The organism is Luteimonas viscosa (assembly GCF_008244685.1).
GTDB lineage: Bacteria > Pseudomonadota > Gammaproteobacteria > Xanthomonadales > Xanthomonadaceae > Luteimonas > Luteimonas viscosa.
In genome coordinates, this window is sequence record NZ_VTFT01000001.1 from 2,005,805 (window position 1) to 2,022,936 (window position 17,132).

Below are 17,132 nucleotides of genomic sequence, written 5' to 3' on the forward strand. Positions count from 1 at the left end.
GACGCTTGCGCGGCGTGGCCGCGCGTCCCGGTCGAACGTCCGTCGCGCTGCGACGGGCCGGACATCCGCCCACCCGAAGCCATCACACCGGACGTCGACACCCGCATCGTCAGACCCCGTAGTACATCTGGTATTCGAGCGGATGCGTCGCCGCGCGGAACTTGGTGACTTCCTGCATCTTCAGGTCGATGTAGCCGTCGATGAAGTCGTCGCTCATCACGCCGCCCGCCTTGAGGAATTCGCGGTCGGCGTCGAGCGCGGCCAGGGCCTGGTCGAGGCTCGAGCACACCTGCGGGATCAGCTTCTCCTCTTCCGGCGGCAGGTCGTACAGGTCCTTGTCGCTGGGGCCGCCCGGATCGATCTGGTTCTTGATGCCGTCGAGGCCGGCCATCATCAGCGCGGTGAAGGTCAGATAGCCCGACTGCAGCGGATCGGGGAATCGCACCTCGATGCGGCGCGCTTTCGGGTTGGACACCCACGGGATGCGGCAGGATGCCGAGCGGTTGCGCGCCGAGTAGGCCAGCATCACCGGCGCCTCGAAGCCCGGCACCAGGCGCTTGTAGCTGTTGGTGCCGGAGTTGGCGAACGCGTTGATCGCGCGCGCGTGCTTGAAGATGCCGCCGATGTACCACAGCGCCATCTGCGACAGGCCGCCGTAGCCGTCGCCGGAGAACAGGTTCTGCCCGCCCTTGGCCAGCGACTGGTGCACGTGCATGCCGCTGCCGTTGTCGCCGACGATCGGCTTGGGCATGAAGGTCGCGGTCTTGCCGTTGCGGAAGGCGACGTTGCGGATCACGTACTTGGTGGCGAGCAGCTCGTCGGCCTTCTTCACCAGCGAGTTGAACTTGGTGCCGATCTCGCACTGGCCCGCGGTCGCGACCTCGTGGTGGTGGACCTCGACCTCGATGCCGATCTGCTCGAGCGTCTTGACCATCTCCGCACGCAGGTCGTGCAGCGAGTCGGTCGGCGGCACCGGGAAGTAGCCGCCCTTCACGCCCGGGCGGTAGCCGCTGTTGCCGCCCTCGTACTCCTTGCCGGTGTTCCAGGCCGCTTCCTCGGATTCGACCTGGAAGAAGGTGTTGCCCATCTCGTTGGCGAAGCGCACCGAGTCGAAGATGAAGTATTCGGGCTCCGGGCCGAAGAAGGCCTGGTCGGCGATGCCGCTGGACTTGAGGTAGGCCTCGGCGCGCCGGGCGATGCCGCGCGGGTCGCGCGAGTAGCCCTGCATCGTCGCCGGGTCGAGGATGTCGCAGGTCAGGTTGAGGGTGGGATCGGCGTAGAACGGGTCGAGGTAGGCGGTGGACGCGTCGGGCAGCAGGATCATGTCCGACTCGTTGATGCCCTTCCAGCCGCTGATCGACGAGCCGTCGAACATCTTGCCGTCCTCGAACAGCGAGGGCTCGACGATGCTCGCCGGGAAGGTGACGTGCTGCTGCACGCCGCGCATGTCCACGAAACGCAGGTCGACGAACTCGACCTTGTGGTCCTTGATCAGCTTTTCGACATTCTCGAGCGACATCGGTGACGACCTCAGGGTTTGCGAAGGAATGGGTACTGTGACGCAAGGCGCGTGCCAAGGTTGGCGCATTCGCAAATCATTGATTTCAAATGGATGTGCAATGCAGCATCCGCCAGGGCGCACGGTTTCGGTGAAGATTCTGTGACGGTTGCACCAAATTGGGGAGCCCGCGCGTGCCCCGTCCGGAGCCGGGCCGGGCGCGGCAGGGCGGGCGGCGCGCCCCGGTCGTGAACGCGCTGCGCGTCCCGCATCCACCATCCTGCGCGGCCCGCCCGGCGGGCACGGGCGCCGGGCGCACCGCCGCTTTGCGTTTATCCTCCCAGCTTCGCAACGAAGGGCTCGCATGTCCGATCCGCTGTCCGCCCTGCTGCTGGGCATCCTCGAAGGGCTGACCGAGTTCCTGCCGGTCTCGAGCACCGGCCACCTGCTGATCGCGCAGCACTGGCTCGGCGCCCGCTCGGACTTCTTCAACATCGTCATCCAGGCCGGGGCGATCCTGGCGATCACGCTGGTGTTCCGCCGGCGCATCTGGGACCTGGCCACCGGCCTGCACGATCGGGCCAACCGCGACTACGCGATGAAGCTCGCGGTCGCGTTCCTGGTCACCGCGATGGTCGGCCTGCCGGTGCGGCTGGCCGGCTGGGAACTGCCGGAGACGGTGTCGCCGATCGCCTGGGCGCTGATCCTGGGTGGCGTGTGGATGATCGTCGCCGAGCGCCTGGCCGAGCGTCGCGGCGACGGCACCGACGTCACCTGGACGGTGGCGGTGCTGGTGGGGCTGGCGCAGGTGGTGGCCGGCGTGTTCCCCGGCACCTCGCGCTCGGCCGCGGCGATCTTCATGGCGATGCTGGCCGGCCTCGGCCGGCGCTCCGCGGCGACCGAGTTCGTGTTCCTGGTCGGCATCCCGACCATGTTCGCGGCCAGCGGCTACGCCTTCCTCGAACTGTGGAAGGACGGGGCGATGGGCGGCGAGGCCTGGGGCGACGTCGCGCTGGCGTTCGCGGCCGCCACCGCCACCGGCTTCGTGGTGGTGAAGTGGCTGCTCGGCTACATCAAGCAGCACCGCTTCACCGGTTTCGCGGTCTACCGGATCCTGCTCGGCGGCGCCCTGCTGCTGTGGCTGCCGGCGGGGGACTGAGGCACGCGGCAGCGCACTTGCGTCCTGCCCGGGCCGACAGCGGCGGGAGGCGCATCGCGATACCCCATCCTGGCCCCTGCCGTGGGCGCCCCACCCCATCCCGGGGACAGCGGACCGACGAACTGCAGCCGCGTTGTCGATCTGCGGACCCATCATTCGTCGACATCCCGAACGCCGCGGCTGCGCGCCCGCTGCCACGGCGTTCCCGAACGGAGCGACGACATGGCCTACATCGACGGATTCCTGATTCCGGTCCCGAAACGCAACCTCCCCGCCTATCGCGCGATGGCACGCAAGGCCGGCAAGGTCTGGATGGAATACGGCGCGCTGCAGTACCTCGAATGCGTCGAGGACGACGTGCCGCCGGGCCAGCTGACCTCGTTCCCGCTGGCGGTGCAGCGCAAGCGCGGCGAGGTGGTCCTGTTCTCGTTCATCGTCTACCGCTCGCGCCGGCATCGCGACGCGGTGAACAGGAAGGTCATGGCCGACCCGCGCATCGAGGCGATGTCGCCCGGCCGGATCAGGATGCCGTTCGACCACGCGCGCATGGTCTGGGGCGGGTTCGAATCGATCGTCGCGTTGTAATCCATCCACGAGAAGCAAACGCCGGCCCGGCCGGAAGGAGACCCGATGTCCGCAGCAAACAGCGTCAACTGGTTCGAACTCTACGTGCAGGACATGCCCCGCGCCCGCGCGTTCTACGAAGCCGTGCTGGGTACCACCCTCGAATCGCTGAAGGTGCCCGGGGACGACGATGGCCTGGAGATGTGGGCCTTCCCCGGCGACATGGAGCACTACGGCGCCAATGGTGCGCTGTGCCGCATGCCCGGCGTGCCATCGGGACCCGGCGGCACCCTGGTCTACTTCGGCTGCGACGACTGCGGCGTCACCGGCGCGCGCGTGGCCGGGGCCGGCGGCCGCGTGCATCGCGAGAAGATGTCGATCGGCGAATACGGCTTCATCGTGCTGGCCTTCGACACCGAAGGCAACCTGTTCGGCCTGCACTCGATGCAATAGCGGCGACAGCCACCCCCGGCGCGCGGGTTCCGCTGCGCGCCTTTCCCGAGGAGCCCACATGCGAGGTCCTGCCTTCGCCACTTCCGTCCTGCTGCTGGCCGCGCTTCCCGCGACCGCGGCGGACACCGTCTACGAGATCGATCCGGCGCACACCTTCCCCAGCTTCGAGGCCGATCACCTGGGCGGGCTCTCGGTTTGGCGCGGCAAGTTCAACACCACCCGCGGCACGGTGGTGCTCGACAGGGCCGCGAGCAGCGGACGGATCGAGGTCGTCGTCGACACGGGCAGCATCGACTACGGCCTCGACGCGATGAACGCGGAGGCGCGCGGCGCCGGGTTCTTCGATACCGCGACCTGGCCGGAGGCGACCTACGCCGGCACCCTGGCCGGCTTCGCCGATGGCAGGCCGACGCGCGTGGACGGGGAGCTGACGCTGCGCGGCGTCACCCGGCCGGTGACGCTGGAGATCCGCAGCTTCAAGTGCATGCCGCATCCGCTGCACCGGCGCGAGCTGTGCGGGGCGGATGCGTTCGCCACCATCCGGCGCGACGAGTTCGGCATGTCCGCCGGCAAGGATTACGGATTCGACATGGCCGTCGACCTGCGCATCCAGGTCGAGGCGGTGGCGGTCGAACCCGGGAAGACGACGCGGTAGCGAGCCGCCACGGTTTCAGCCGGCGGCGGCGCTTTCGGCGCGTGCCAGCAGCAGCGACCGTTCGCGCGCGTTGCGGGTCATGCCGGCGGCGCGTTCGAACTCCCGCCGCGCCTCGTCGAAGCGGCCGAGGCGATGCAGCAGGTCGCCGCGCACCGCGGGCATCAGGTGGTAGCTGCGCAGCGCCGGCGCGTCGGCCAGCGCATCCACCAGCGCCAGCGCCTCCTCCGGCCCGGAACGCATCGAGACCGCGACCGCGCGGTTGAGTTCGATCACCGGCGAAGGCGCGACCTCGGCAAGCACGTCGTACAGCAGCACGATCCGCGTCCAGTCGGTGCCGTCCACGCTCGGTGCGCGCGCATGGCAGGCCGCGATCGCCGCCTGCAGCGTGTACGGCCCCGGTCCGGCACGCGCCGCCAGGCGCTCGGCCTGCGCGAGCGCGAGCAGGCCGCGATCGATCGCCTCGCGGTCCCAGCGCGCGCGGTCCTGGTCCTGCAGCAGGATCGGTTCTCCCGACGGCCCGGTGCGCGCGGCGGCGCGCGAGGCCTGCAGTTCCATCAGCGCGAGCAGGCCGAAGGCTTCGGCTTCACCGGGCGCGAGCCCCACCAGCAGGCGTCCCAGACGCAACGCCTCGGCGCACAGCGCCGGCCGCATCCAGTCGTCGCCGGCGGTCGCGGCATAGCCTTCGTTGAACACCAGGTAGACCACGCCGAGCACCGCCGACAGCCGCTCGGGCAGTTCCTCCCGGCGCGGCACCTCGAACGGCACGTCGGCCTCGCCCAGGGTGCGCTTGGCGCGCACGATGCGCTGGGCGACGGTGGCCTCGGGCACCAGGAACGCGCGCGCGATCTCGTCGGTGGCCAGGCCGCACAGCAGGCGCAGGGTCAGCGCGGTGCGTGCCTCCAGCGACAGCAGCGGGTGGCAGGCGACGAAGATCAGGCGCAGCAGGTCGTCGCCGATGTCGTCGTCGAACGCGGCCTCGCGCGCTTCGTGCAGTTCGTCGTGCAGGCCGTCGAGCTCCTGCGCGATCTGCGCATGCTTGCGGGCCTGCAGCTGGTAGCGGCGCAGGTGGTCGATCGCGCGGTGCTTGGCGGTGGCCATCAGCCATGCGCCCGGGTTGTCAGGCACGCCCGAGGCGGGCCAGCGCTCCAGCGCGGTGACCAGTGCGTCCTGCGCCAGCTCCTCGGCCAGGTCGAGGTCGCGCACCATGCGCATCAGCGCCGCGATCACCTTCGGCGATTCGGTGCGCCAGACGGCGTCGATGCGGCGGTGCAGGTCGGACTCGGCCATGGCCGCGTATCAGAGCACCGCGGTCGCGCGGGGCGCAAGTCGCGCACGTCATGGCACGCGCTCCGCATCGGCGGCGCGTGCGGGCTGGTCGCCTGCCGTGGAATGCGCCGGCATGCCGGGTGCCGGACCGGGAACATGGGCGGGCGCTGGCGCGGCCTCCGGCGGCGCGCGGCGCATTTGCGGCACGAAGGTCTCCAGGCCGCGCCGCGCCAGCAGGCCGATCATGCTCATAGCCCCGGCTCCGGCCATTCCACTATCCGGCTCCCCCGCTCCTCACGTCGGCATCTCACGCATGTGGATCAGTTCCCACGCGTGGCCGTCCGGATCCACGAAGCCGTGGCCGTACATGAAGCCCCGGTCCTGCGCGGTGCGATGCGCCTGTCCGCCGGCGGCGACCGCCTTGCCGACCAGGGCATCGACCTCCTCGTCGCTGTCGCACGACAGGCACACCAGCACTTCGGCGTGGGTGCGCGCATCGACGATGGCGCGGTCGGTGAAGGTGGCGAAGAACGGCTCCACCAGCAGCATCACGAAGATGTCGTCGCCGACGATCATGCAGGTGGCGTTCTCGTCGGTGAACTGCGGGTTGAAGCCGAAGCCGAGCGCGGTGAAGAACGCGACCGAAGCATCGAGGTTCCCGACCGGGAGATTGACGAAGATCTTGCGTGCCATGGGCGCTCCTGCGGGGCCGACGGGGCGGGCGCGTCGTCGCACCCTCGTACGGACGACGAACCCGGGCGCCGCCGATCGACATCGCATCTCCGCTTCGGCTTGATGGCGAAAGGCGTAGGCTTGGCCGCGACGTCCGACCAAGGAGGCATCGCCATGCGTCCCCTCGTCCTGATTCCGCTCGCCGTCGCACTCGCGGCGTGTGCGCCCTCCAATCCCCCGCCCGCGTCCCCGCCCGCGGCGACTGCGGTCGCACCCGCCCCGGCGTCCGCCGCGGCCCTCGACGCGCAGGCGCTGGCGGCCGCGCACTGGCGCCTCACCGGGGCGGTGGACGCGGCCGGCCGCCGCATCGATGCGCTGTTTCCGGGTCCCGACCAGCGGCTGCAGCTGGATTTCGCGGACGACCGGCTTTCGGTCAGCGGCGGCTGCAACCGGATGACCGGGCCTTACGCCCTCGTCGGCGAACGGTTCGAGGTCGGCGCGCTCGTCCGGACCAAGAAGTTCTGCGGCGGCGGCGCGCTGATGGCCGCCGACGAGGCGATCGGCGCGCGTCTGGCCGGCGCCGGCTCGCTGGTGCGCGGCGAGGGCGACACCCTGGTCCTGACCACTGCCGGCGGCGACCGCCTGACCTTCAGCGGCGATCCCACCGCCGCCGCCCGCCACGGCGGCGAGGGCGAGCGCGTGTTCCTCGAGGTCGCGCCGCAGCGCGTGCCCTGCCCGCACGCGATGATCCCCGACCACCGCTGCCTGCACGTGCGCGAGCTCGGCTACGACGCCAACGGCCTGCGGCGGGGCGAAGGCGAGTGGCGGTTCCTCTACCAGGAGATCGAGGGCTACACCCACACGCCCGGCGTGCGCAACGTGCTGCGCGTGGACCGCTTCGACGTCGCCGATCCACCGGCGGACGGATCGTCGGTCGCCTGGGTGCTGGACATGGTGGTCGAATCGGAGACGGTGTCGCCATGAGGCCGGATCGCGCGATTCGATCCTGTCCGTTGACGACGTTTGCCGCGACCACTTCCGCGTGCCGTCGCATCGTCCCGGTCGCCCGGCGACGCTGCATTGGCGAAGCGGCGCCGGGAGCGAAATCGGCCGACGCGTTCAGGCGCCCGCGCGCGGGTGCAGCGAATAGCTGCCCCAGGTCGCCGCCTCGGCGAGCACGTGGCCCTGCATGGCGCGCAGCACCTGCCCTGCGGTGAACGTAGTCGCGAGTTCGAGCCTGTCCACGTCGAGCGCGAACACGCGGAAGAAATAGCGGTGCACGCGCAGGTCGTTCGAGGGCGGATACGGACCGTCGTAGCCGAAATACTCGCCACCCAGTTCGTCGTCGCCCGCGAACCAGCCGGTGTAGTCGTTCAGTCCCTGGCGTGCGCCGGCCGGGCCCGGCGGCGAGGCCTTGCCGCCCTTGCTCACGCCGTCGCTGGCGCTGCCGGCGGCGATCCCGTGCACGTCAGCCGGAATGTCGGCCATCGCCCAATGCACGAAGTCGCCGCGCGGATGCGCGACCGGGATCTCCACGCCGTCCTTGCCGGCCAGCGAGGGATCGGTCGGTGCGTCGGTGTCGATGCACAGCAGCGCGAACGAGCGCGTGCCTTCCGGCGCATCCTCCCACGCCAGGTGCGGGTTGCGGTTGCCGCCGAAGCCGTCGGGCGCGCCCATCGCGAATTCGGCCGGGATCGCGCCGCCGTGGGCGAAGCTGTCGCTGCGGATCTTCATCGGACCACCTCCTGAAGGACCTGTCTTTTCAGGATAGCCCAGCCGCGCGCGCCCCGATCAGGCGATGACCGCCGCGGCCAGGCGCTCCGCCGTCCAGCGTTCGGCGTAGCCGCCTAAGCGTGCGTCCTCGAGGAAGCCGCAATGCCCGCCCCAGGGCACGATCTCCACGCGCGCGAGCGCGGGCAGGGCCAGCGCGTGGAACTCGTCGAGCGGGATCACCGGGTCGTCGGCCGCCATCAGGATGTGGGCCGGGACCTGCAGCGCCTGCAGCCGGTCGCCGGCCACCGAGTAGCCGTCGAAGTAGTTGTCGATGCTGCCCAGGTCGGTGTGCCGCAGCACCAGCCATTCGGTCAGTTCGCGCATGCCCAGGCGCAGGGTGGCGTCGTCGAAGCCCACGCGCTCGGGGAACAGCGCGCGCTTGCGCATCAGCGAACTGCGCCACTTGCGTTCGAAGTAGCGCATGTAGAACCACAGCCCGTGTTCCATCCGGTGCATGGTCCGCGCCGGGTCCAGCACCGGGCACACCGCGGCCACCCGCGCCAGCGCCAGGCCGGCTTCCGGCGCGCGCAGGGCCAGGCGCAGCGCGAAGTTGCCGCCGAGCGAATAGCCGGCGACCACCAGCGGCCGCGGCGCGAAGCGCGACGCGACGTCGCGCGCGGCGTGCACCACTTCCTCGATCCGGCAGGAATGGAAGATGTCGGGGTTGAGGTGGTGGGTGTCGCCGTGGTCGCGGAAGTTGAGCCGGAACACCTCGAACCCGCGCACCAGCAGCTGCGCGGCGGTCAGGCGCATGTAACTCGATTCGGCGCTGCCCTCCCAGCCGTGCAGCAGCAGCGCGAGGCCACGCGGCTCGGTGCCGGGCACCACGCTGTGCAGGCCGTGCAGGCGCACGCCGTCGCCGCCGTCGAGCAGGTGCTCGGTGGTGACCGCGCCGGTCCTGGCCAGCGCCTCCGCCCCGAGCCTGCGCCGCCACGGGCTGGTCGCGAGCACGGTCTGCAGGTGCGGGCTGCGCAGCCAGCGCGGCGGCGCATAGGCCGGCGCGAGCGGGCCGCCGTCGGGGGTCACGGCGCCATCGCCGCGACGATCCGCTCGCGCGCGGTCTCGGCGATGCGGCGGCGGCCCTCGGTGTCGCCTGGCGCGATCGGTTCGAGGAACACGACCTCCGCCGGCCGCGCCGGCTCGCCCAGCAGCCGCAGGAAGTTGCCGAAGAAGCTCTCGCCGGGCGCGAACGCGACCACGGTCTGCGCATCGCCGTGTTCGCCATAGCGCAGCGCCACCGGTTGCACCGGCACCCCGGCCTCGACCGCGGCCAGGAAGATGCGCGCGTGGAACGGACCCACCTCGCGCCCGTCGCGGGTGCGGCCTTCCGGGAACACGCCCACCGCGCGGCCGTCGCGCAGCCGAGCCAGCATTTCGTGCAGCACGCCGCCGAGCGATTCCTGGCTGCCGCGCTGGTGGAAGATGGTTTCCGCGCGCCCCGCCAACCAGCCGACCAGCGGCCAGCCGGCGATCTCGCGCTTGGCGACGAAGCCCATCATCCGCTGGCTGTGCAGGGCGACGATGTCGAGCCAGCTGACGTGGTTGGCGACGAACATCACCGCACCCGGGGCCGGGTGGCCGATGCGGCGCGCGCGGATGCCGAACACCCGCATCAGCCCGCCCGACCACAGCCGCACCGCGCGCTGGTGCAGGCGGCTGCCGCCGGCCAGGCGCAGGTTGCCGAGCGGCGGCGCCATCATCAGCAGGGTCAGCGGCAGGTGCACCAGCAGGTGCCACAGCAGGAAGGGGATACGCATCGCGTAACGGAAGACACGCACAGGGCAATCCAGCCAGCAGGACCGGGAATTCGATCCGCGCACGATACCCAATGGCGGCGGCCATCGGCCAGCGCAGACTGGCGCGAGCGCTGCATCGACGAGGCGGCGCGCGGTCGCGCGACTGCGGAACACGCGCTGCGGCGATCAGCCGCGCGGCACCACCGCCAGCGTCAGCCGGGAAATGCAGACGAGCCTGCCGGCTTCGTCCTCGATCCGGATTTCCCAGACCTGGGTGCTGCGGCCCACGTGCAGCGGCCGTGCGGTGCCGGTGACGATGCCGCTGTGCACCCCGCGCAGGTGGTTGGCATTGATCTCGATGCCGACCACGCCATGGCCGTCCGGCGCGCACAGCCCGCCGGCGCTGCTGCCGAGCGTCTCGGCCAGCAGCACCGAGGCGCCGCCATGCAGCAGGCCGTACGGCTGATGGGTGCGCGCGTCGACCGGCATCGTGCCGCGCAGGAAGTCCGCGCCCAGTTCGGTGAAGACGATACCCAGCGGCTCCATCGCGGTGTTCCGCGACATCGCGTTGAGCTGGTCGAGGGATACGCCTGCGCGGAACATCCGCGCCGGGCTCACCGGAACTTGAACAGGCTCGGGCGCCAGGCGCGCGAGTAATTGGCCTTGCCGTAGCCGCTGCTGCTGCCGTAGCCCATGCCGAACTCGCCACCGCCTTCGCGGCTGCGGCGCGCGTGCATGCGTTCGACCAGCTCGTCGCGGCGGCTCTCGAGCCAGTCGGCGCGGCCGACGGCGGCCGGATCGATGCCGCGCTTGGTCGCCTCGCGCTCGCGGTAATCGCAGAAGTCGTCGTAGGCGTCGAGCTCATGCTTGAGCTCGCGCACGCACAGCTCGATCATGATCGCGTCGTCGAGGAAGCCCAGCACTTCGACGTGGTCCGGGATCACGTCCTTGGGGTCGGCGAAGTACACCAGCGCCGACAGTACGTGCTGCTTGTCTTCCTCGTCGAGGTGCCAGCCCTCGTCGCGGACCATCGCGATCATGTCGTCCAGGCGGACCAGGCGCTCGCGGATGAAGTCGGGCGTCTTGACCTTCTGCGCGCCTTCCAGCAACCCCGCCGCGGCGGTGACGATCTCCTCGGCCGACTTGTGCTCCGCCGCCTTGTGCGCGGCCTTCAGCGCGGCGGTGAAATGCTCGAGATCCTGGTCGTTGAGGTCGATGGTCAGCGAAAGCGACATGGCGGGGTCCGGGGCGGGGAGAAAAGAGGTGCAGCCTAGGCCGCGCGCGGCGCGCGCGTCAATCGCGCGAAGCGGTGCGCGGCCCGCGTCTCCGGTGCCCCAGGCGGCGACGGATGCGTCGCCGCACGCATCATGCGAAGCGGAAGCGGGTGTCGCCCGAGGCCGGGGTGTAGCGCTTGTCGGTGGCGTAGCCGCTGCTGTTGCCGTAGCCGACCCCGAAGCCGCGCTCGCGACGCTCGGAGGCGGGCAGCGGACGGAGGGTGCGCGCAAGGGTCAGGGTCTGGAGGGCGGGGGTGCGGGGCGAAACGTTCATCGTGGTCCTCGGGGGGCGTTGTGTTCGGGTGTGTTGGTAAAGTAATACACTAAACGGGTTCCTGCATGGGCCGGAAGTCATGGTCTTGCAAAAACTTCCGCTTCCTGCCGGAACCTGTTGATTCGGATGGGATGCGAGGGCCACCGGTTGCATGCCGGAGGCATGACTGACGACCTATCCGGCACCCGGCGGGAGCGGCGGCGACCCCGGCCGGCGAGACGGCAGCGGCGGTGCGCGAGGACCGAGGGGCGGCACGGGGCCGACCGCGCGCTAGAGGATGGGCGCGAGCCCGGCGCCGAAGGCCGTGAAGATGCGCGTGAGCAGGGTGCGGAAACCGAGGTTGACTTCGGGGAAGTCGCCCACCGGCTCGTGGCAGTCGCGGAAATCCGGATCGAACGGGGACAGCGGCAGCGGACAGGCCGGCCCGGGCTGGAACTCGTAGCTGGTCGCGTATCGCATCGGCCACAGGTCGAACACCGGCAGGTGCTCGGACACCTTGGCCAGCGAGTACTCGAGCCCGGAGAACACCGGCGGCTTGTCGCGGCGCGCGATCACCCACGCATTCGCCGGGGCGATGTCCCGGCGGATGCTTTCGGCCAGCGCGCGCGCGAAGGCGGGGTCGTCGATGATCACCGCGCTCTCGGTGTTGTAGTCGTCGCCGCGCGGATCGAAGTTGTGGGTGCCGACCACGCCGATGCGCCCGTCGATCACCAGCGACTTCGCATGCAGGCCGAAGCGCACGCCGGCGCGCTTGAGCGGCACGCGTTGCTGCACGCCGATGCCGGCGTAGCGCAGCGCGGCGTATTCACGGCTCAGCGGCGGCTCGCGGCGCCCGTCGTCACCGCCGCCACTGCCGCGTCCACTTCCGCTGCCACCCACACCCCCTCCCGGATCACGCGGAGCCGCGGCGTCGGCCGGCGCCCGCGGTTCGCCGATGTTGACGCTGCCGTCCGCATTCCACGAGATCTCGACCGCGCCGGTGGCTTCGAGATCGATCGGCGCGTCCTCGGGAAACGGCTTGAACTCGTGGATCTCGAAGCCGAAGTCGCGCAGGTAGCGGCGCTTGTACTTGTAGGACAGCGCGTAGGTGATGAACGAATCGGTCGCCGCCAGGCTGTTGGTGGAGACGATCACCCGCGGCGGCGACGTACGCTCGTGCATCCGCTCGAACATCGCCTGCGCCGGCTTCGACAGCACCAGGTAGGGGGTCTGCAGCAGCACCTCCTGCTGCGCCGATTCGATCAGCCCGTGCAGCAGCGGCGAGGCCTGCACCCCGTTCGCCGCGGCCTCGCGGTCGCGGCGGTGCTTCTGCGGCGGATCGGCGATGAAGACCACCTCGCCCACCGCGAGCGCCGCATCCGCCAGCCCCTGTCGCACCAGCACGGCATCGTCGGCCGCGCGCGACATCGCCGCGACCCGCTGCGGATCCTCGTACGGCCATGCCGGCAGCGGCGGGGCGCCCTCGCGCAGCAGGTGGCGGCCGACGTCGTCCAGCCGCTCCACCGGCACGCTCAGCGGCGCGTTCCAGAAGGCCTCGAAGCTCGCCGCCATCTCGGCGCTGGCCGGGCCGCTGACCAGCACGTCGCGGTCGCGGAAGTTGTACTCGGGATTCCAGTCGTAGTAGTCGTCCTGGTAGTTGCGCCCGCCGGTGATCCCGACGATGCCGTCGACCAGCAACAGCTTGCCGTGCATGCGCTGGTTGAGCCGGCGCCAGCAGCAGGCGGCGGCCCAGGCGTACATCGGGTAGCTGATGCGCGCGCGCGACAGCACCGGGTTGTAGACCCGCAGCTCGAAGTTGACGTGCGCCGAGGCGAGCGCGGCCAGGGTGTCGACCTGGCGCAGCGCCGACAGCTGGTCCACCAGCAGGCGCACGCGCACGCCGCGGCGCACCGCCGCCAGCAGTTCGTCCAGCACCAGGTGGCCGGCGTCGTCCTCGTCGAAGATGTAGGTCTGCAGGTCGATCGTGCGCCGGGCGCCGCGGATCAGGTCCAGGCGCGAGACCAGCGCATCCTGGCCGTAGTCGAGCAGCAGCGCGTAATGCCTGGGCTGCTGCGGCGTGCTCTGCGCCCAGGCGCGTACGCCGAGTTCGCGCAGCGGCGAGGGCCGGGCGCAGGCATCGGCCGCATCGCATTCGACCACGGTCGAACGGGCCTCGGCCGCGATCCGGGCGGCCTGGTCGCGCTGCAGGGTCGACAGGCTGCCGCAGGCGCCGCAGGCCAGGGCCAGCAGCGCCGCGCAGACGCGCATCGCCGGGGTCATGGCGCCTTCGGCGGCGGCCGGGTACGGATGTGCAGCGTGAACACCACCCGGTCGGCGAGGGCGAAGGCCCAGCGGTCCATCGCGTAGTCGCTGCGGTAGACCACGCCGCTGGCGACCACGTCGCAGTCCAGGGTCGGCCGCTCGCAGGTCGCCGGCTCGAGGGCGAAGACCTCGCGCCGGCGCACGCCGCGGATCGTCAGCGCGCCGCCCAGCAGGCCGCCGTCGCGCAGCAGTTCGTCGGTGTACGGGTCGGACACGAATTCCACCCATGGGTGCTGGTCGGCGTCGAAGAAGCCCTTGCCCCGGGTGACCTTGGAGTACTGGGGATGATCGAGGATCTCCACATCGCGCGTGGGCAGGTGCAGACGCACCTGTCGGCGCTGCTCCGAGACCTCGACGATTTCGCCGCGCCAGTCGGGGAAGCGCCCTTCCAGCGACTGGCCCCAGCGGGTCTTGAGGGTGAAGCCGATGCGCGACTGGGTGGTGTCGATCTCGGCGGCCGGCGCCGCCGGCGCGGACAGCGCGGCCCAGGCACCCAGCAGCACCAGCCATCGCGCCCACCGCGCGGTCCGCGAGACCGCCATCGGACCTACGGCCACCAGAACGCGGACAGGGTGGCGATGCCGGGCTCGATCGCGGCCTCGGCCGGCAGCGACAGCACCGCGATCGCGGCCGGCGGCATGCCGCGGTACTCGCCCGACTGGCCGCTGTGCAGCAGCGCCACCAGCCGCTCCAGGCCGGGGTTGTGGCCGACCACCATGAGGCGGTCGGCATCGCGGTGGCCGTCGACCAGCCCCGCCAGCGTGCCCGGCATGGCCTCGTAGATCGCCGGCTCCAGACGCTTGTCCAGATTGCCCACGACCTCCACCACCGCGTCGAGCGTCTCGCGCGTGCGCCGCGACGGCGAACACAGCACCCGGTCGGGCACCAGCGCCTTGTCGCGCAGCCAGGTGGCGACCGCGTCGGCCTCGGCCAGGCCTTCGGCCGACAGCGGACGGTCGAAATCCGCCTGCCCGGGCTGGGGCGGCTCCGCATGCGCGTGCCGCAGCAGGATCAGTTCACGCATCGAAGCCTTCCTCCCGGTGGCGTCGCACAGCGGCCCTGGCGCGCGCTCAGGCGCGCTTGAGCCACTTCAGCAGCGGCTGCCAGTCCGCCTGGTGTTCGCGCACGTGCGCCGAGTTGTAGTCGAACAGGCTCTTGCCGAAGCCGACCAGCATCACGTAGGCCTGGCTGTCGCGCAGTTGCGCCACCAGCGGATACGGCCACTGGTTGAGCAGGTCCATCGCCTGCTGCGAGGCATTGGTCCAGGGCCGCAGCCGGTTGCCGACCAGGCCCACGCGCAATTCGCCCTTGCGCACCCGCGGGTGCTTGGCCAGCGCATTGAGGAAGGGCACGGTCGCGTCGATGTCCAGCGCCGAGGGCAGGACCGGCACCACCAGCGCGTCGGCGTGCTCGAGGTAGGTTTCCAGCGCATCGGCGTGGGCGCCGGCCGGCGCGTCGACCACCACCCGGTCGGTGCCCTCGGGGATCGATTTCCATGCGGTCCGGTGGCGGCTGGCCCCGTCGATCGGCAGGACCGCGCTTTCGAGGGTGGCGCGGCGTTCGCACCAGCGCGTGGACGAGCCCTGCGGATCGGCGTCGACCAGGACGGTCTTGCGGCCCGCGAGCGCGGACTCCGCGGCGAGGTGTGTCGCGATCGTGGTCTTGCCGACACCGCCCTTGGAACTGGCCACCAGCACGGTCTTCATCCACTGCCTCCGCCTTGGGAACGAGTCGCGAGCGTACACCGGCGGCGTGGCGGCCGCGAACCGGTCGCGAGGGGCGCCCCGGACCGCAGCACTCCCGGCGCGATCTTCACAAGCCGCGGGTCAAAAGCGCGCGAAGCCATGCCCCGCGCCGGCAGCGAGGGGGCGGAACCGGGGTGGCCTCGTTCGCCCCGGTCGGCCCGGCGGCGCGCGCGTGTCTGCTATCGTCGCCCGGCCCCAGCTTCGGCCCCGTGCATGAGCGACCTGCAGGACCTCGTGGCGCTGATCCGCGCCGATACCCCGCTGATCGTGGTCGAGACTCCCGACGAGGCGCGCGTGGTGGACCTGTTCCGGCAATCGCTCACCCACGTGTGGCGAGCGCTGTACCGCTGGTCGATCACCGAGGGCCTGCGCCGGCTGGACCTCGACCGCGAGGATCCCGCGGAGACGCCGCCCGACGCGGGCGCCACCCTCGCCGCGATCCGCAACGCCGGCCAGCGCGGCGTCTACCTGCTGCTCGACTTCCACCCCTACCTCGGCTACGCCGGCACCCGGCGCCAGCTGCGCGAGATCCTGCAGCGGCGCGGCTGCCTGGCGCACACCGTGGTCCTGGTCGGGCACAGGATCGAACTGCCCGGCGAGCTCGATGCCCGGGCCGCGCGCCTGCGCCTGCGCCTGCCCGACGCCAATGCCCTGCTCAAGCTGGTGCGCGAGGAGATCGCCGCCTTCCAGCGCGTGAACGAGGGTCGCCGGGTCGAGGCCGACGACGCGGTGGTGCGCCGGATCGTGCGCAACCTGCAGGGCCTGGACGCGATGGACGCGCGCCGCATCGCCCGCCACCTGATCCACGACGACGGCGCGCTCGGCCCCGGCGACCTGCCGGCACTGGCGCGGCTGAAGTTCGAGCTGCTCAACAAGAGCGGCCACCTGCACTACGAATACGACACCGCACGCTTCGCCGACGTCGCCGGCGCCCGCCGGCTCAAGCGCTGGGTGGAACAGCGCCGGCGGGTGTTCGTCGACGGCGAGGCGCCGCCGGGGCTGGATCCGCCGAAGGGCCTGCTGCTGCTCGGGGTGCAGGGCTGCGGCAAGTCGCTGCTGGCCAAGGCGGTGGCCGGCGGCTTCGGGGTGCCGCTGGTGCGGCTGGACTTCGGCACCCTGTACGCCAAGTACCACGGCGAGACCGAGGCCAACCTGCGCGCCGCGCTCGCTTCCACCGAACAGCTGGCGCCGTGCGTGCTGTGGATCGACGAGATCGAGAAGGGCCTGGCCGCCGGCAGCGCCGACGGCGACGGCGGCGTGTCGCGGCGCGTGCTCGGTTACCTGCTGACCTGGATGGCCGAACGCAAGTCGCAGGTGTTCCTGGTCGCCACCGCCAACCAGGTGCACGACCTGCCCGCCGAGCTGCTGCGCAAGGGCCGCTTCGACGAGATCTTCTTCGTCGACCTGCCCGATGCCGACACCCGCGCGCATGTGTTCGAACTGCACCTGCGCCGGCGCGAGATCGATCCCGAGCGCTTCGACCTGCTCGCACTGGCGCAGGCGGCCGACGGTTTCTCCGGCGCCGAGATCGAACAGGCGATCGTCGCCGCGTTGTATGTCGCCCACGCCGACGCGCGCCCGATCGACGGCGCGCTGCTGCTGGAGGAAGTCCGCGCGGCGCGCCCGCTGTCGGTGATGATGGGCGAACAGGTCGCCGCACTGCGCGCCTGGGCCGGCAGCCGCACGGTGCCGGCGGACTGAGGCGCCGGCGCGCGATGAAGGAATACCGGCTGCCGGAAGCTGCCTGATCGCATGCATCCCC

20 protein-coding genes are annotated in these 17,132 nt (G+C 71.2%); 6 read left to right on the plus strand and 14 right to left on the minus strand.

Going from position 1 to position 17,132, the window contains the following annotated elements; all coding sequences use genetic code 11:
• Positions 1-109: 109 nt before the first annotated feature.
• Positions 110-1,519 carry a type I glutamate--ammonia ligase gene (glnA, locus tag FZO89_RS08850; RefSeq protein ID WP_149102909.1) on the minus strand — a complete coding sequence of 470 codons (1,410 nt, stop codon included), beginning with the start codon at positions 1,517-1,519 and terminating at the stop codon, positions 110-112.
• A 343-nt stretch (positions 1,520-1,862) separates the two neighbouring features.
• Here glnA and FZO89_RS08855 point away from each other — a divergent pair, with 343 nt between their 5' ends.
• The 4 genes from FZO89_RS08855 (at position 1,863) to FZO89_RS08870 (ending at position 4,329) form a co-directional block, all read left to right on the plus strand.
• Entirely contained in the window at positions 1,863-2,657 is a 795-nt protein-coding gene (locus tag FZO89_RS08855) for an undecaprenyl-diphosphate phosphatase (RefSeq protein WP_149102910.1), read from the plus strand.
• A 222-nt stretch (positions 2,658-2,879) separates the two neighbouring features.
• Positions 2,880-3,242 (plus strand): DUF1428 domain-containing protein, encoded by a 363-nt coding sequence (locus tag FZO89_RS08860; RefSeq protein ID WP_149102911.1) that lies wholly within the window; start codon positions 2,880-2,882, stop codon positions 3,240-3,242.
• A 45-nt stretch (positions 3,243-3,287) separates the two neighbouring features.
• Positions 3,288-3,674: a VOC family protein gene (locus FZO89_RS08865; RefSeq protein WP_149102912.1), complete on the plus strand. Its 387-nt coding sequence runs from the start codon at positions 3,288-3,290 to the stop codon at positions 3,672-3,674.
• 58 nt (positions 3,675-3,732) lie between these two features.
• Entirely contained in the window at positions 3,733-4,329 is a 597-nt protein-coding gene (locus FZO89_RS08870) for a YceI family protein (RefSeq protein ID WP_149102913.1), read from the plus strand.
• A gap of 15 nt (positions 4,330-4,344) precedes the next feature.
• On the opposite strand, the gene FZO89_RS08875 is transcribed toward FZO89_RS08870, so the two are convergent.
• Genes FZO89_RS08875 through FZO89_RS08880 form a run of 3 tightly spaced genes read right to left on the minus strand, consistent with a single transcriptional unit; the run spans position 4,345 to position 6,288 of the window.
• Positions 4,345-5,616: an RNA polymerase sigma factor gene (locus FZO89_RS08875; protein WP_149102914.1), complete on the minus strand. Its 1,272-nt coding sequence runs from the start codon at positions 5,614-5,616 to the stop codon at positions 4,345-4,347.
• 48 nt (positions 5,617-5,664) lie between these two features.
• Positions 5,665-5,841: a hypothetical protein gene (locus FZO89_RS18495; RefSeq protein ID WP_187471099.1), complete on the minus strand. Its 177-nt coding sequence runs from the start codon at positions 5,839-5,841 to the stop codon at positions 5,665-5,667.
• Between the two features lie 48 nt (positions 5,842-5,889).
• Positions 5,890-6,288, minus strand: a complete 399-nt coding sequence (locus FZO89_RS08880) for a VOC family protein (RefSeq protein WP_149102915.1) — start codon at positions 6,286-6,288, stop codon at positions 5,890-5,892.
• 153 nt (positions 6,289-6,441) lie between these two features.
• On the opposite strand from FZO89_RS08880, the gene FZO89_RS08885 reads away from it, so the two are divergent.
• Positions 6,442-7,251 (plus strand): META and DUF4377 domain-containing protein, encoded by an 810-nt coding sequence (locus tag FZO89_RS08885; protein ID WP_149102916.1) that lies wholly within the window; start codon positions 6,442-6,444, stop codon positions 7,249-7,251.
• 135 nt (positions 7,252-7,386) lie between these two features.
• Here the strand turns inward: FZO89_RS08885 and FZO89_RS08890 are convergent, their stop codons facing one another.
• The 10 genes from FZO89_RS08890 to FZO89_RS08935 form a co-directional block, all read right to left on the minus strand.
• A complete protein-coding gene (locus tag FZO89_RS08890; RefSeq protein ID WP_149102917.1) occupies positions 7,387-8,001 on the minus strand; it encodes a YbhB/YbcL family Raf kinase inhibitor-like protein in 615 nt (204 codons plus the stop codon).
• A gap of 57 nt (positions 8,002-8,058) precedes the next feature.
• Positions 8,059-9,066, minus strand: a complete 1,008-nt coding sequence (locus FZO89_RS08895; RefSeq protein WP_149102918.1) for a YheT family hydrolase — start codon at positions 9,064-9,066, stop codon at positions 8,059-8,061.
• Positions 9,063-9,797, minus strand: a complete 735-nt coding sequence (locus tag FZO89_RS08900) for a lysophospholipid acyltransferase family protein (protein ID WP_149102919.1) — start codon at positions 9,795-9,797, stop codon at positions 9,063-9,065. The genes FZO89_RS08895 and FZO89_RS08900 overlap by 4 nt, the downstream gene beginning before the upstream one ends.
• Before the next feature lie 165 nt (positions 9,798-9,962).
• Positions 9,963-10,379 carry a hotdog fold thioesterase gene (locus FZO89_RS08905; protein WP_149102920.1) on the minus strand — a complete coding sequence of 139 codons (417 nt, stop codon included), beginning with the start codon at positions 10,377-10,379 and terminating at the stop codon, positions 9,963-9,965.
• Between the two features lie 11 nt (positions 10,380-10,390).
• Complete coding sequence (locus FZO89_RS08910) at positions 10,391-11,011, minus strand: YkvA family protein (protein ID WP_149102921.1); 621 nt, start codon at positions 11,009-11,011, stop codon at positions 10,391-10,393.
• Between the two features lie 130 nt (positions 11,012-11,141).
• Entirely contained in the window at positions 11,142-11,324 is a 183-nt protein-coding gene (locus tag FZO89_RS08915) for a hypothetical protein (protein ID WP_149102922.1), read from the minus strand.
• Between the two features lie 270 nt (positions 11,325-11,594).
• On the minus strand, positions 11,595-13,583 hold the full coding sequence (locus FZO89_RS08920; RefSeq protein WP_149102923.1) for a phospholipase D family protein: 1,989 nt from the start codon (positions 13,581-13,583) through the stop codon (positions 11,595-11,597).
• Positions 13,580-14,167: a YceI family protein gene (locus tag FZO89_RS08925; RefSeq protein WP_149102924.1), complete on the minus strand. Its 588-nt coding sequence runs from the start codon at positions 14,165-14,167 to the stop codon at positions 13,580-13,582. Before FZO89_RS08925 ends, FZO89_RS08920 begins: the two co-directional genes overlap by 4 nt.
• 5 nt (positions 14,168-14,172) lie before the next feature.
• Positions 14,173-14,649 carry a SixA phosphatase family protein gene (locus tag FZO89_RS08930; protein WP_149102925.1) on the minus strand — a complete coding sequence of 159 codons (477 nt, stop codon included), beginning with the start codon at positions 14,647-14,649 and terminating at the stop codon, positions 14,173-14,175.
• 46 nt (positions 14,650-14,695) lie between these two features.
• Positions 14,696-15,331, minus strand: coding sequence for a ParA family protein (locus tag FZO89_RS08935; RefSeq protein ID WP_149102926.1), 636 nt, complete (start codon positions 15,329-15,331; stop codon positions 14,696-14,698).
• A gap of 252 nt (positions 15,332-15,583) precedes the next feature.
• Between FZO89_RS08935 and FZO89_RS08940 the strand changes: the two genes are divergently transcribed.
• On the plus strand, positions 15,584-17,071 hold the full coding sequence (locus tag FZO89_RS08940; protein ID WP_149102927.1) for an AAA family ATPase: 1,488 nt from the start codon (positions 15,584-15,586) through the stop codon (positions 17,069-17,071).
• The last annotated feature ends 61 nt before the right edge of the window (positions 17,072-17,132 follow it).